A 14,041-nucleotide genomic window follows, 5' to 3' on the forward strand; every position below is an offset into this window, starting at 1 on the left:
ACCTCAGCTGAACAGGCGCAGCGCGCGGGTGGAACCGGCGGCGATGTCGGCCGCGTCCATCTCCTGGTAGAACTCGCGCACCTGGCCCGCGATCTCTTCCAGCGCCGCATCCGTCAGCGGCTGGTCGAAGTCGTCGACGATGGCGGCGTCCAGGCGCTGCTCGAGGTCTTTCGCGCACGCGACCATCTTGCCGAAGCCGTCGCGGGCCGGGGCCACGCACGGTACGTCCAAAAGGAGCGTCAGGCGCGACGTCGTATCGGCGCCCAGCGTGACGTTCGTGGACAGCGTGAACAGGGTGCCGCCGCCCTCCTCTTTATCCAGCATGACGAACTTGCCGTCCGGGCGCACGTCGAAGCCCGCGTTTTCCAGCGCGCCGATCAACGTGGCCATCGCCCACGGCGCGCCTTTGGACGCGAGGTTCACGCCGAGTTGCGCATCGTGGCCCGCGACGAAGCGGTGCAAGGTCTTCGCTTCGCTCATCACTTCGATCATGTCCGGCACTTCCGGCTCTGCTTGAATCTCGTCGGCGACGGCGCGCAGGCGCGTGACCATCTCCGAGTATTCCAGCTCGTTCAGCGCGGTCGTGCGCGTGGCCAGCTGGACGCCGGCCTGCAGCTTCGTGTACACGCCGCCGTGCACGATCGGTTCCCAGTCGCCGTTCACCGCGAGGCCGACGAAGTGCACGGGCTTGTTGCCGACGCGGCGCAGTTTCAGCAGCGCGGGCAGGATGCGGTCGCCGCGCAGCGGGCCTTCCGAATTCAGCGGGATCAGGCAGTCGATCAGCGGGTCGACGAGGTTCTCGGCCAGTTGCGCGGGCGGCGTGTCCGGCTTCACGGCCGGCAGCTCCGCGGCCGGATCGAGCGCAGCCGCGGCCGCGGGCACCGGCGCGGCGGCCGGTGTGGGGCCCGGCGCGGCGTGCTGGAACGGCTCGGCGACGATGCCCGGCTCGATCAGCACGTCGTGGTCCGGCACGGGCGCGCCGTCCAGCACGGGCTCGTGACGCTGGACGTGCGGTTCCGCGCGCTCGTTCGCGCCGCCCTTCATCAGCACGTCGTCGTGGTCGTGCGAAAACGCGCGCTCGACGCTCTTGCGGGCCTTGTACTCCTGCCACTTGTTGTAACTAATGACGCCGACGACGAAGACGCCGCCGGCCGCGATCAGGCTCATTTGAAAGTCTGTCATGCTGCTTGTGCCTCAGTAGCGAAATTCGCGGCGGACTCCATGTCCACCGCCACGATGCGCGACACGCCCTGCTCCTGCATCGTCACACCGATCAGTTGGTTGGCCATCTCCATCGCGATCTTGTTGTGCGAGATGAAGAGGAATTGGGTATGGTCCGACATGCGCTTCACCATGCGGCAGAAGCGCTCGGTATTGGCGTCGTCCAGCGGCGCGTCGACCTCGTCGAGGAGGCAGAACGGCGCCGGGTTCAAACGGAACATCGAGAACACGAGGGCCGTCGCCGTCAGCGCCTTCTCGCCGCCGGACAGCAAATGGATCGTCGCGTTCTTCTTGCCGGGCGGCTGGGCCATCACCTGCACGCCCGAGTCGAGGATTTCGTCCCCCGTCATCACGAGCTTCGCCTGGCCGCCGCCGAACAGGATCGGGAACAGTTCCGAGAAATGCTCGTTGACGCGGTCGAACGTGTCCTGCAGCAGGTCGCGCGATTCGCGGTCGATCCGCTGGATCGCGCCTTCCAGCGTGCCGATCGCCTCCAGCAAGTCGTTGTTCTGCGCGTCGAGGAAGCGTTTTCTTTCCGTCGCCTGCGCCAGCTCTTCCACCGCCGCGAGGTTGACGGCGCCGAGCGACGCGATGGCGTTCGTCAGGCGCGTGACCTCGCCCTGCAGGTAGGACGGTTTCAGCTCCGGATCGAGTTTTTCCGCCAGCGCCGCCTCGTCGGCGCCGGTGGCGGCCAGCGCTTCCGCGAACTGTTCCTGGTTCAGGCGCGCGGCCTGTTCCTTCAGCTGCATCTCGGTGATGCGCTCGCGCTGCGGCTGCAGGCCGCGCTCCGCCGCCATGCGCGCTTCTTCCGCCGCGCGCAGCTGCTGCGTGAGCTGGTCCAGTTCGTGGCGCGCATCGGCCAGCGCTTTTTCCTGTTCCGTGCGGCGCGCGAGCAGGCCTTGCAAGCCCTCGGCCGCGGCGCCGGATTCCAGCGCTTCCAGTTCCAGCTTGCCGGCGGCGATGCTTTCCAGGACTTGCTGCGCCTGCTGCTGGGCGGTGGCGATCGTACGGCGCAGCTCCTCGATGCGCGTGCGCTGCGTCTTTTCCGCGAACACGGCTTCCTGCGCCGCGCGCTCCAGGTCGCGCAGGCGGTTGCGCGCTTCGGCGAGGATGCGTTCCTGTTCCTGGAACTCGACCTGGCCATCCTCGTGCGCGCCCTGCAGCTCGGCCAGTTCCATGTCCAGCTCTTCGAACTGCGCTTCCGCCTCGGCCTTCGCCTGGCGCTGCTCCGCTTCCTGCGCGGCGATCTCGTCGAGGTCCGCCGCGATCTGGCCGCTGCGCTGGTTGAAGCGCGCCTCGACCTCGGCCTGCTTGACGACGTCGATCTGCAGCGCATGCACGTCGCGCTGCAACGTGGCGACCTTCTGGCGGCCATCCTGCAGGCGGCGCTGCAGGTCGGAGACTGCCGCGTCGGCGCGCGTGGCGCGCGTGCGGGCCTCGTCCAGCAGCAGCGCCTGCGCGCGCAACTGCTTGCCGATGTTGTCGATCTCGTGCTGGCGTGCGAGCACGCCGTCCTGCTCGGCGTCGGCCGCGTAGAAACGCACACTCGATGCCGTCACCATATGGCCCTGCGGCGTGACGAAGCACCCGCCCGGGGGGAGTTTCCCTCGCTGCGCGAGCGCGGTGCCCGGATCGTCGGCCACGTAGACGCCGGTCAGCCAGTCGTCCAGCAGGCCGCGCAGGCCCGGGTCGTTCAGCTTGAGGAGGCTCGCGAACGGCTTCAGGCCGTGATGATCCTGCGCGCCCGCGCTGCCCGGCGCCGGCGAATACAGCGCCAGGCGGGCCGGAGGCGCATCGCCGAAGAAGCCGCGCGCCCAGTCGAGGTTCGACACCTCCAGCGCGCCCGTGCGCTCGCGCAGCACGGATTCCAGCGCCGTTTCCCAGCCGGTCTCGATGTCGAGCTTCTGCCACAGGCGCGGCAGTTTATCCAGTTCGTGCTTCTGCAGCCACGGCTGGACTTTACCTTGCGTCTGCACGCGTTCCTGCAGCTGCCGCAGCGCGGTCGAGCGCGCTTCCAGCCTGGCGTTGGACGCGGTCTCCTGCTGGACGTGCGCATGCGCGTCGCGCCGCTCCTGCTCGACGGCTTCCTGGCGGCTGGTGGCCTCTTCCAGCATCAGGTTCTGTTCTTCCAGCTGCAGCTGCTTTTCTTCCAGCTGCATGCGCAGGTTGTCGAGGTGGCCGGCGTCCGGCAGGTTCAGCCCACCGCGCTCCTGCTGCAGGCGCTCGCGCCGCGTAGCGAGATTCGCGAGGATGTTCGACGCGTTGCGCTGGTGCGCGGACGACAGCTCGATGCGCTGCTGGATCTGCATGATGCGGGCACGCGATTCGGTCGACTTGTTCTGCGCGTCGCGCCACGCGGCTTCCAGGTCTGGCAAGCGTTCGTTCTGCGCCTCGGCAGCGATCTGCGCGCCTTCCACGCGCGCGGCCAGTTCTTCCAGGCGGAACTCCGCTTCCTCGATCTGCTCCTGCGTCTCGCCCGCCTGGTTCAGCCATTGCTCGCGCTGTGCCGTGAGCGTGCCGATCTGGTTCTGCAGGCGCGTGCGCGACTCGACGACGAACTTGATCTGCGCTTCCAGGCTGCCGATCTCGGAATTGGTCTGGTACAGCGCGCCCTGCGCCACGTGCAGGCGGTCGCCCGTCTCGTAGTGCGCCTGGCGCATGCGTTCCAGCTCGAGCTCCAGGTTGCGCAGCTGCGCGTTCTGGGATTCGAGTCCGGTCTGCGCCTGCTCCATCTCCTGGAACCAGCGCAGCTGCTCGGCCCTGGCCTCGTTGCGGCGCAGGAGCCACAGCAGTTTCTGCTTCTCTTCCTGGTCGGCCTGCAGCTGGTGGAAGCGGTTGGCGACGGCGGCCTGCGCTTCCAGCTTTTCCAGGTTGGCGTTCAGCTCGCGCAGGATGTCTTCCACGCGCAGCAGGTTCTCGCGCGTGTCGGACAGCCGGTTTTCCGTCTCGCGCCGGCGCTCCTTGTACTTCGAGACGCCCGCCGCTTCCTCGAGGAACACGCGCAGCTCTTCCGGGCGCGATTCGATGATGCGCGAGATCATGCCCTGGCCGATGATGGCGTAGGCGCGGGGCCCCAGGCCCGTGCCGAGGAAGATGTCCTGGATGTCGCGCCGGCGCACGGGCTGGCCGTTGATGTAATAGGTCGACGTGCCGTCGCGCGTGAGCGTGCGCTTGACGGCGATCTCGGCGTACTGGCCCCACTGCCCGGCCGCCTTGCCGGCGCTGTTGTCGAACACGAGTTCGACGGATGCGCGCCCGGCCGGCTTGCGGTTGGTGGAACCGTTGAAGATCACGTCCTGCATCGACTCGCCGCGCAGCTCGGACGCTTTCGATTCGCCCAGCACCCACCGTACGGCATCGATGATGTTCGATTTGCCGCATCCGTTCGGGCCGACCACGCCGACCAGCTGCCCCGGCACCTGGAAATTGGTGGGATCGACGAAAGACTTAAATCCCGACAATTTGATGGAGGATAGACGCACGTTCGCTTACGGTAGGGGGAGAAGTCGATAAAGGCTGCATCATACCATCTGCGCCTTGCTTTTCGGCCAAGTTTTAGCCGTCGTGCGCGCGGGTTCAGGTGCAGAGGACGGCAAAACGGAGCCGGTCCGGGGCGCATGGCGGGACGTACGGCCCCTGCGCCGGCTGCCAGTCGTTGCGCAGGTAGACCCGGTCGCGTCCGGACAGTTTCAGCGCGACGGCCGTCAGCCACTGGTGGGAGTAGGCGGGATCGGCGCGCGGCAGCAGGATCGTCGCGGCGAGCAGCGCCAGCAGCAGCGGCTGCGGCGAGCAATCCTGCGCGGCGCGGGCGCGCGCGAGGAACAGCGCGGCCGCCCCCAGGCCGAGCACGCAACCGGACAGGGCTTCGCTGGCGGAATGGGCGCCGACCTGCACCCGGGCCAGCGCCACCGTGACGGCGAGCAGGCCGCCCACGGCCATCGCACCCCGGCGCAGGCGCGGCGAACCGCGCTCCACCAGCAGGAACAAGGCGACGGGAAACACGGCCGCGGCTCGCGCCGCATGGCCGGAAAAGCCGGTGAACGACAGCGCCCGGATCCCGATGCCCCAGCCGATGAACGCCACCTGGCTCGCGGCCGCCACGAGCATGGCGCCGCCGAACACGGCGCACCAGACGAGCGCCAGCCGCCAGCAGCGCGCGCCGACGAGCCAGGCCGCCACGCCGACGGCGAGCAGCGCCGTGACGTTGAGACCGCCCAGCGCGGAAAGATGGGACCACCAGAGCATGTGTCGGGATGCGGGATCGGAACGGCTCGACTATAACCCGGCGGCCGGATGCGCACCAACACGGACGGGCGCCGCGATCGACGCGTCGTTGACGGCCCCCTGCGCCATCGCGTCGGAGAGCACCTGCCCCACGACGCCGTCGATGGCGAGCACGCGCGCGCCGCCGTCGTTCAGGGCGGCGGCCAGCTTGTCGGCCGGCAGCGAGAACGCTTCGCGCCGCCCCGCCCCGGAGAAGATGAACAGCGTGCGCAGCGGGCTCACCCACGCCAACTTGACCTTGCGCGCGCCGTCGGCGACACGGAATTCGAGCCACATGCCGCGCTCCAGGCCGTCGACGGCGGACACCTCGGCCGCCCGCGCCGCCGCCTGTTCCGCTGCCGCGTTTTCCATCTCGACCTTGCGCAGTGCATCCTGCCGGGCCGCCTGCGCGGCCAGTTCCAGCTGGCGCTCGGGCGACAGCTCGATGGGGGCGCGCACGATGGCCGCATGGTATTCGGCCAGGCGGGCGAAGAATTGCAGGCGCTCGGCGTCCTGCCACTTGATCGCATCGAGCCACTTGTTCAGCGTCTGCAGCAGGCGCGGCAGACGCGCGATCAAGGCCTTGCGCTGCTCCGGCGTGGCCTTCGGCTTGACGCTCCAGATCAGGTCGTCCATGGCCCGCGTGGCGTTGTCGACGGCGCCCGGGCGCGCATCCTCGATCGTCCAGGCGAAGGTCAGCACGGTCGTCCAGCGCTGCTCGAGGAAGCCGCTGACGACCTCGCCGACGTCGCCGGCCAGTACCCGCAGGGCGACGGCGTCACGGGCCTGGCGCGCCGCGACCTCGTGCCGTTCCCGTTTCAGGGCGCTGGCGACCGGTGCGGCGAGCGCGGCTTCCTGGACCGACTCGTCGGCCGCGATGCCCGCTTCCAGCTCGGCAACGGCGCTGGCGAACGCCTCTGGCCGCGCCTCGCCCACGCGCGCGACGCTGCGCCGCATCGCCTGGAACAACGGGTCGTCCGCATCGGCTCTCTGCTCCCAGCCGACGCGCGACATCAGGTCGACGAGACGGCGCGCCGGATGGTCTTGCTCGAAGAAGAAATTCTTGTCGAGCAGCGCGGCCTTCAGCACGGGCACCTGCAGGAGTTGCAGCAGTTCGCGCGTGCGCGGCGGGATACTGTCGTCCAGCAACACGGTCTCGAACACGCGCGACAGCAGGTCCAGCGTACGTTCGTCGCGGCGCGGCAGGCTGCCCTGGGGCAGGCTCTGCTTCAGGCGCGGCAGGTAGAACACGTTCTGCGGCGTGGCGGCCGCTTGCGTTCCTTGCGCCAGCGCTGGTTCGATGCGCGCCAGCAGGTCCAGCAGCGGCGCCGTGCCGCCGGCTTGCGCCAGCATGCCTTGCAGCGCGGCCGACCAGCCGGACTCGGCCTGCCCCGTTGCCGCTGCGAAGCCGGCGCCGGGCCGGGCTGCCGCACCGGACGGGGCGATGAAGCCGGCCGCCGGTTGTGCAGCCGGGTCCTTGACCGGCGTCGTCGCGAACGTCCCCGCCCCGCTCGGCCGCCAGCCGCCGCCGCTGGACGGCAAGGTGGGCAGGTCGGGAATCAGCGGGACGCCATCCTCGCCACCATCGTCGCCGAACAGCTTGCGCAACTGCTCGGCAAGCGCGGCGCGCTGGCCGGCGCGGGCCGCCTTCGCGGCGGCGCCGTCATCCGTTTTCTGGATGCGGTAGGCGTCCACGGAACCCGGCTGGCCCTCCTTGCGCAGCGCGGCGACGAGGGATTCATACAGCGGGGCGAGGTCGAACACGATGTCCGGCCGCAACAGGGGCTGGATGAGGCCATGGGCATCCGTTTCCGGTTCGAATTCACGCCACGCCTCGTCGATGGCGCCGAGGAAGATTTCGGGACGGAAGGGATTGCTGTCCGCGCGCAGCACGCCGCGTCCGAGCAGCATGCCGAGGCGGACGGCCAGGGTGGCGAGCGGGTCGGCGTACCGGATGTCGAAGGGCTGGGCCAGCGCGCCCAGCGCGAGGCGGCTGTCCACCTCTTCCAGCGGCACGAGGTCCAGCGACGCCGCCTTCATGCGCGCCGGCGCGGCCTGCGGCGCCAGGCGGTCGAGCTCGCGCCGCACTGCCAGGGCGATCGCGCCGGATGCCAGGTGGAAGAAGGCGTACGCATTGTCCTTCAGCAGGCGGGCCGCCTTCACGCGCCGCTGGACGTCCAGAGGGTCGCCATTGTGACGGGTCAGGTCGCCCAGCGCCGCGGCCATGCGGGCCGTCGTCGCGGTCAGTTGCTCCTTGACCCAGGTGTCTGCGATACCGGCGAGCGCATCCAGCGTCGCCTGCTGCGACGACGCGGCCTTGCGGGCGGCCGGGGTCTGGACGGGGCTGGAAGACATGGTGCTTCTATTGTGGCACATAATTTCCAAGTGGCAATGAAAATCGAGCGGCCAGCGCCACAGCCCGGAAAATACTTATGCTATTGAAGAGACCATCGAACGACCAAAAACGCTATGTTGCGTCGCAAGATGCGGTTGCCGGCGAATAATAATATGAAAAATACGTGTTATCGGAGAAAATTATTGCTAGCGTAATGCCTGTAGTCCTACAAGTGGTCAAGAGATGATCCGATACCCGTTCAATTGTCGCGCTCGCATCATTGCAATACCGAAATCGCTTCGGTAAGCAGGACATCTCCACTATCGAAAGGAATGATCATGGCTTCGAACAAGAATTCTTCGCGCTCGGGTAACCAGGGCGGCTCCCACGAACAACACGTCAAGGCTGGCCAGCAAAGCCACAAGAACGACGGCAACAAGCAGTCGGGCTCCGGTTCGGGCTCGCGCTCGGGCGGCTCGGGCGGCACCCGCGGCGGCACCCCGGAGCAGCATGCCGAGGCTGGCCGTCAAAGCCACAAGAACGACAACAAGCGCTGATCGCAGCGCTTTGCGGAAGTCGAAAGAGCCTGGCGCGGGACGACCGCGACGGGCTCTTTGTTTATCAGATGTTGCGCAGGTACGAGCCCTTGGGCGGCGCGAAGTCGCGCACGTCGTGGATCATGCCCGCCGCCTTGGCGTCGCGCGCGTTCAGGTGCAGGTCGCCGTACTGGTGGATGCCCCACTGTTCGGGCGTCAGCTCGATGTGCTTGCGCAGGATGGATTCCGTGCGCGCATCGTCGGCGCGCAGGCCCTCGACGATGATGTTCAGCGCATCCGGACGCGACCCCGGCGACGCTGTCGCATGCGACTTGTGGATCATGAAGCGCGCCGTCTCGCTCGCAAAGCGCTGCTTTCCCGCCAGGAACAGGATCACCGCGATCGACGCGACGGCGCCGCCGTTGTACATGACGCAATTGACGGGTGCATTGGCCAGGAAGTTGTACAGGCACAGGCCGTCGCTCACATATCCCCCGTTCGATTGCAGGAGGATGTGCGCCGTCTCGATGCCGTCGTCGTTCATGCCGGCCACCGCTTCGAAGACACGATGCACCATGTCGCTGTTCACGTCGCCGGACAGGGTGAACCACCCTTCCTTCTGTTTTCCTAGATCTTCGCTCATAGTGGGTCTCTTCCGTCACAAAGGTCGTAGAGCAAGTGTAACAAAACACGTCCGCAGGCCCGTATAGCCTCATGGCAATCGTGTGGCCCTCCCCCAGTCGATTGACTTCCCGTCACCACTGACATAGACTTCGCAGTCTTGACCGGGAGAGCGCAGCGCAGGCTGCCGCCGAAGGGGCATTACCCAAAAACTCTCAGGCAACCGGACCGGTCAGGGGCTGCTGCGCGACGCGCGGCGGACCAACTCTGGAGAGCGGCCTTCACAGGCCCACCGAAGGGGCAGGCGACAACACCTTGTCGCTATCTCTCAGGTACCGAGGACAGAGGGGTGCGAGAGCATGCGGACATCCGCGTGCGCGACCCCATTTTCTGCCGAGGAACCACCCATGACGCTCAAAGCGACCCCGCTCAATTCCGTACACCGTGCCGCCGGCGCCAAGATGGTCGACTTCGGGGGCTGGGACATGCCCGTCAACTACGGCTCCCAGATCGAAGAACACAATGCCGTGCGCGGCGATGCCGGCATGTTCGACGTGTCCCACATGTGCGTGGTCGACCTGAAAGGCGCGAACGTGCGCGCCTTCCTGCGCGGCCTGCTGGCCAATAACGTCGACAAGCTGCAGGCACCGGGCAAGGCCCTGTACTCATGCATGCTGAATCCGCAGGGCGGCGTCATCGACGACCTGATCGTCTACTACTTCGCCGAAGACTGGTTCCGCCTCGTCGTCAACGCCGGCACGGCCGAGAAGGACATCGCCTGGATCCGCCAGCAGAACGACGCCACCGACAGCGGCCTCGCCATCACCCCCCGCCGCTCGGACCTGAGCGCCGACGGCATCGCCCTCGTCGCCGTGCAGGGCCCGAACGCCCGCGCGAAAGTGTGGCAGGTCGTGCCGCAGACGCAAAGCGCTTCGGAAGCCCTGAAGCCGTTCAACGCCGTGATCGTGCACGACACCCCGTTCGGCGAACTGATGGTCGCGCGCACCGGCTACACGGGCGAAGACGGCTTCGAGATCGGCGTGCCGGCCAGCCAGGTCGAGGCGCTGTGGAACGCCCTCGCCGCCGCTGGCGTCAAGCCGGCCGGCCTGGGCGCGCGCGACACGCTGCGCCTGGAAGCGGGCATGAATCTGTACGGCCAGGACATGGACGACAACGTCTCGCCGCTGGACGCCGGCCTCGCCTGGACGGTCGACCTCAACGCCGAGCGCGACTTCATCGGCAAATCCGCCCTGCAGAAAAACGGCCAGGCGCAGCAATTCGTCGGCCTGATCCTGCGCGAAAAAGGCGGCATCCTGCGCGCCCACCAGAAAGTCGTGGCCGCATCGGGCGATGCCGGCGAAATCACGAGCGGCACGTTCAGCCCGTCGATGCAGCAGGCGATCGCGCTGGCGCGCGTCCCGGTCGACGTCGCGATCGGCGACACGGTCCACGTGGAAATCCGCGACAAGAAACTGGCGGCGTCCGTCGTCAAACTGCCGTTCGTGCGTAACGGCACGATCCTCGCTTCCTGAACAAACAACACTATACTTACCGCACCATCCATCACTACGGAGTTACGCACATGAACATCCCAGCCGACCTGAAGTACACCGAGTCCCACGAGTGGGTCCGCCAGGAGGCCGACGGCACCCTGACTGTGGGCATCACCGAATATGCGCAGGACGCCCTGGGCGACATCGTGTTCGTCGAACTGCCGCAGGTCGGCAAGGCTTTCACCGCCGGCGATGACGCCGCCGTCGTGGAGTCCGTCAAGGCCGCCAGCGACATCTACGCCCCGGTCTCGGGCACCGTCACCGCGGTGAACCAGGCCACGGCCGACGCGCCGGACTCGATCAACGCGAACGCCTACGATGCATGGCTGTTCAAGCTGCAGCCGTCGGATCCGGCCGCCGTCAACGGCCTGCTCGACGCGGCTGCCTACGGCAAGGCCACCGAGGGCTGATTTGAATGAACGTCGTTCCCGCGGAGGCGGGAACCCAATCTTGAGCAGCCGCGCACGCTGAATTGGGCCCCCGCCTGCGCGGGGGCGACGGAGTGGTATCTCACGCGCCGACTATTTTCTCGCTCCCATCATGACCCGCACCAGCCTGACCCAACTCGAAGCACGCGATGGCTTCATCCCGCGCCACATCGGCCCGTCCGCATCCGAACAGGCGGCCATGCTGTCCGCCCTCGGCTACGCCTCGCGCGCCGAGCTGATCGACGCCGTCGTTCCCGCCAACATCCGCCGCAAGGACAAGCTGGACCTGGGCCAGTTCTTCGAGCCGCTGCCCGAGCAGGCCGCGCTCGCGAAGCTGAAAGGCATCGCGGCGCAGAACAAGGTCATGAAGTCGCTGATCGGCCAGGGCTACTACGGCACCCACACGCCGCCCGTCATCCTGCGCAACATCTTCGAAAACCCGGCCTGGTACACCGCGTACACGCCGTACCAGCCGGAGATCTCGCAGGGCCGCCTGGAAGCCATCCTGAACTTCCAGCAGGTCATCACCGACCTCACCGGCATGGGCATCGCCAACGCGTCAATGCTGGACGAAGGCACGGCCGCCGCCGAGGCGATGACGCTGATCCAGCGCGTTGGCAAGTCGCAATCGAAAGTGTTCTACGTCGCCGACGACGTGTTGCCGCAGACGCTGGAAGTCGTGCAGACGCGCGCACTGCCGATCGGCGTCGAAGTGCGCACCGTCGCCGCCGCCGACATCGAAAACCTGACTGAATCGTGCTTCGGCGTCCTGCTGCAATACCCGGGCGTGAACGGCGACGTGCGCGACTACCGCGCGGCCGTCGAGAAACTGCATGCCGCAGGCGCCATGGTCGTCGTCGCGGCCGACCTGCTGGCGCTGACCGTCCTCACGCCGCCGGGCGAATGGGGCGCCGACGTCGTCGTCGGCAACAGCCAGCGCTTCGGCGTGCCGCTCGGCTTCGGCGGCCCGCACGCGGGCTACCTGGCCACGCGCGACGAGTACAAGCGCAGCATGGCGGGCCGCCTGGCCGGCGTCACCATCGACGCCCAGGGCAACCCGGCATTCCGCCTCGCGCTGCAGACGCGCGAACAGCACATCCGCCGCGAAAAAGCGACGTCGAACATCTGCACGGCGCAGGTCCTGCTGGCCGTGATGGCGTCGATGTACGCCGTCTACCACGGCCCGAAAGGCCTGGAACAGATCGCGCGCCGCGTGCACCGCTACACGGGCATCCTCGCCACCGCGCTGAAGGGCCTGGGCTTCCAGCTGGCCAATGAATCGTATTTCGACACGATCACCGTCATCGCCGACAACGCCGACGAGATCCACCGCGTCGCGAACGACCACGGCGTCAACCTGCGCCGCATCGATGCGCGCCACGTGGGCATCTCGCTGGACGAGACCATCGGCCGCGACGACATCGCCCTGCTGGTGAAGATCTTCGGCGGCGCCGACGTCGATTTCGACACGCTGGACAAGGACGCGCAGGACGCCTACCCGTCCGCGCTGGCCCGCACGAGCGCCTACCTGACGCACCCGACGTTCAACCGCTACCACGCCGAGCACGAGATGCTGCGCTACCTGCGCGCACTGGCCGACAAGGACCTGGCGCTCGACCGCACGATGATCCCGCTGGGTTCGTGCACGATGAAGCTGAACGCGACTTCCGAGATGATCCCGGTGACGTGGCCGGAATTCTCGAACATCCACCCGTTCGCCCCTAGCGACCAGACGGTCGGCTACACGGAGATGATCGGCCAGCTGGAAGCGATGCTGTGCGCCGTCACGGGCTACGCCGGCGTGTCGCTGCAGCCGAACGCCGGTTCGCAGGGCGAGTACGCGGGCCTGCTGGTCATCCAGAAGTACCACCAGTCGCGCGGCGAAGGCCACCGCAACATCTGCCTGATTCCGTCGTCGGCGCACGGCACCAATCCGGCCTCCGCCAACATGGTGGGCATGAAGGTCGTCGTGACCGCGTGCGACGCCAACGGCAACGTGGACCTCGCCGACCTGAAGAAGAAGGCCGAGGAACACAGCGCCAACCTGGCGTGCGTGATGGTCACCTATCCGTCCACGCACGGCGTGTTCGAGGAAGGCATCAAGGAACTGTGCGAGATCGTGCACGCGCACGGCGGCCAGGTGTATGTCGACGGCGCCAACATGAACGCGCTGGTCGGCGTGGCCGGCCCGGGCCTGTTCGGCGGCGACGTCAGCCACCTGAACCTGCACAAGACCTTCTGCATCCCGCACGGCGGCGGCGGTCCCGGCGTCGGTCCGGTAGCCGTGGCCGAACACCTCGTGCCGTTCCTGCCGAACCAGGCATCGACGGGTTACCAGCGGAACGAAGCCGGCATCGGCGCCGTCAGCTCGGCAGCCTACGGCTCGGCCTCGATCCTGCCGATCTCGTGGATGTACATCGCGATGATGGGCGCGGAAGGCCTGACCGCCGCGACGGAAATGGCGATCCTGAACGCCAACTACATCGCACGCCGCCTGGCGCCCCACTACCCGGTGCTGTACACGGGCCACGACGGCCTCGTCGCGCACGAATGCATCATCGACCTGCGCCCGCTGCAGGACGCCACCGGCATCAGCAACGAGGACGTGGCCAAGCGCCTGATGGACTTCGGCTTCCACGCGCCGACCATGAGCTTCCCGGTCCCGGGCACGCTGATGATCGAGCCGACCGAGTCGGAATCGAAGGCGGAGCTGGACCGCTTCATCGAAGCGATGATCTGCATCCATGCGGAGATCGTGAAAGTGGAGCGCGGCGAGTACGACCGCATGGACAACCCGCTGAAGGGCGCGCCGCACACCGCGGAAGTCGTCACGTCGGACGACTGGCAGCACACCTATTCGCGCGAAGTGGCCGCCTTCCCGGTGCCGTCGCTGCGCAAGAAGAAGTACTGGCCGCCGGTCGGCCGCGCGGACAACGCGTATGGCGACCGTAACCTGTTCTGCGGCTGCGCTCCGATCGAAGACTACGAGTAAGGACCGTCGGTAAACCTACTGCGCGTTGCAGTTTCGGCGGGGACGCCGAGTCCTGCGATGCTCACCGTACTCACGTACGGCTGCGCTTCTCG

Annotated in this window: 9 protein-coding genes and 2 riboswitches; of the genes, 4 read left to right on the plus strand and 5 right to left on the minus strand. The window is 67.5% G+C overall.

From position 1 onward, the window contains the following. Window positions 1-3 precede the first annotated feature (3 nt). The 4 genes from ASD28_RS25520 to ASD28_RS25535 all read right to left on the minus strand — a co-directional run bounded on the left by ASD28_RS25520 (window position 4) and on the right by ASD28_RS25535 (window position 7,839). Window positions 4-1,182: a cell division protein ZipA C-terminal FtsZ-binding domain-containing protein gene (locus ASD28_RS25520; RefSeq protein WP_056135301.1), complete on the minus strand. Its 1,179-nt coding sequence runs from the start codon at window positions 1,180-1,182 to the stop codon at window positions 4-6. Then, a complete protein-coding gene (smc, locus tag ASD28_RS25525; protein ID WP_082577391.1) occupies window positions 1,179-4,703 on the minus strand; it encodes a chromosome segregation protein SMC in 3,525 nt (1,174 codons plus the stop codon). The genes ASD28_RS25520 and smc overlap by 4 nt, the downstream gene beginning before the upstream one ends. A 94-nt stretch (window positions 4,704-4,797) precedes the next feature. Further along, a complete protein-coding gene (locus ASD28_RS25530) occupies window positions 4,798-5,466 on the minus strand; it encodes a phosphatase PAP2 family protein (RefSeq protein WP_056135304.1) in 669 nt (222 codons plus the stop codon). Window positions 5,467-5,496: 30 nt separating this feature from the next. Beyond that, the gene (locus tag ASD28_RS25535; protein ID WP_056135307.1) at window positions 5,497-7,839 is read right to left on the minus strand and encodes a DUF1631 family protein; all 2,343 of its coding nucleotides are present in this window, start codon (window positions 7,837-7,839) and stop codon (window positions 5,497-5,499) included. A gap of 318 nt (window positions 7,840-8,157) precedes the next feature. Here ASD28_RS25535 and ASD28_RS25540 point away from each other — a divergent pair, with 318 nt between their 5' ends. Continuing rightward, window positions 8,158-8,376 (plus strand): hypothetical protein, encoded by a 219-nt coding sequence (locus ASD28_RS25540; protein ID WP_056135972.1) that lies wholly within the window; start codon window positions 8,158-8,160, stop codon window positions 8,374-8,376. A gap of 64 nt (window positions 8,377-8,440) precedes the next feature. On the opposite strand, the gene ASD28_RS25545 is transcribed toward ASD28_RS25540, so the two are convergent. Continuing rightward, window positions 8,441-8,998, minus strand: a complete 558-nt coding sequence (locus tag ASD28_RS25545) for an ATP-dependent Clp protease proteolytic subunit (protein ID WP_056135310.1) — start codon at window positions 8,996-8,998, stop codon at window positions 8,441-8,443. A 133-nt stretch (window positions 8,999-9,131) separates the two neighbouring features. Then, window positions 9,132-9,217: riboswitch (glycine riboswitch) on the plus strand. Between the two features lie 16 nt (window positions 9,218-9,233). Next, window positions 9,234-9,331, plus strand: a riboswitch (glycine riboswitch). 52 nt (window positions 9,332-9,383) lie between these two features. On the opposite strand from ASD28_RS25545, the gene gcvT reads away from it, so the two are divergent. From gcvT to gcvP, 3 genes are all read left to right on the plus strand, one after another. Then, the gene (gene gcvT, locus ASD28_RS25550) at window positions 9,384-10,508 is read left to right on the plus strand and encodes a glycine cleavage system aminomethyltransferase GcvT (protein ID WP_056135313.1); all 1,125 of its coding nucleotides are present in this window, start codon (window positions 9,384-9,386) and stop codon (window positions 10,506-10,508) included. Window positions 10,509-10,558: 50 nt separating this feature from the next. Then, window positions 10,559-10,939 (plus strand): glycine cleavage system protein GcvH, encoded by a 381-nt coding sequence (gene gcvH, locus ASD28_RS25555; RefSeq protein ID WP_036228522.1) that lies wholly within the window; start codon window positions 10,559-10,561, stop codon window positions 10,937-10,939. Window positions 10,940-11,069: 130 nt separating this feature from the next. Further along, complete coding sequence (gene gcvP, locus ASD28_RS25560; protein ID WP_056135316.1) at window positions 11,070-13,949, plus strand: aminomethyl-transferring glycine dehydrogenase; 2,880 nt, start codon at window positions 11,070-11,072, stop codon at window positions 13,947-13,949. The last annotated feature ends 92 nt before the right edge of the window (window positions 13,950-14,041 follow it).

The sequence above is a fragment of the Massilia sp. Root133 genome (genome assembly GCF_001426525.1).
GTDB classification, from domain to species: Bacteria; Pseudomonadota; Gammaproteobacteria; order Burkholderiales; family Burkholderiaceae_D; genus Telluria; species Telluria orientalis.

What these genes read in the sequence shown, in the direction of transcription:
- ASD28_RS25520 (WP_056135301.1), bottom strand. Translation starts at nt 1,182, where the DNA reads ATGACAGACTTTCAAATGAGCCTGATCGCGGCCGGCGGCGTCTTCGTC.
- ASD28_RS25530 (WP_056135304.1), bottom strand. Translation starts at nt 5,466, where the DNA reads ATGCTCTGGTGGTCCCATCTTTCCGCGCTGGGCGGTCTCAACGTCACG.
- ASD28_RS25535 (WP_056135307.1), bottom strand. Translation starts at nt 7,839, where the DNA reads ATGTCTTCCAGCCCCGTCCAGACCCCGGCCGCCCGCAAGGCCGCGTCG.
- ASD28_RS25540 (WP_056135972.1), top strand. Translation starts at nt 8,158, where the DNA reads ATGGCTTCGAACAAGAATTCTTCGCGCTCGGGTAACCAGGGCGGCTCC.
- ASD28_RS25545 (WP_056135310.1), bottom strand. Translation starts at nt 8,998, where the DNA reads ATGAGCGAAGATCTAGGAAAACAGAAGGAAGGGTGGTTCACCCTGTCC.
- gcvT (WP_056135313.1), top strand. Translation starts at nt 9,384, where the DNA reads ATGACGCTCAAAGCGACCCCGCTCAATTCCGTACACCGTGCCGCCGGC.
- gcvH (WP_036228522.1), top strand. Translation starts at nt 10,559, where the DNA reads ATGAACATCCCAGCCGACCTGAAGTACACCGAGTCCCACGAGTGGGTC.
- gcvP (WP_056135316.1), top strand. Translation starts at nt 11,070, where the DNA reads ATGACCCGCACCAGCCTGACCCAACTCGAAGCACGCGATGGCTTCATC.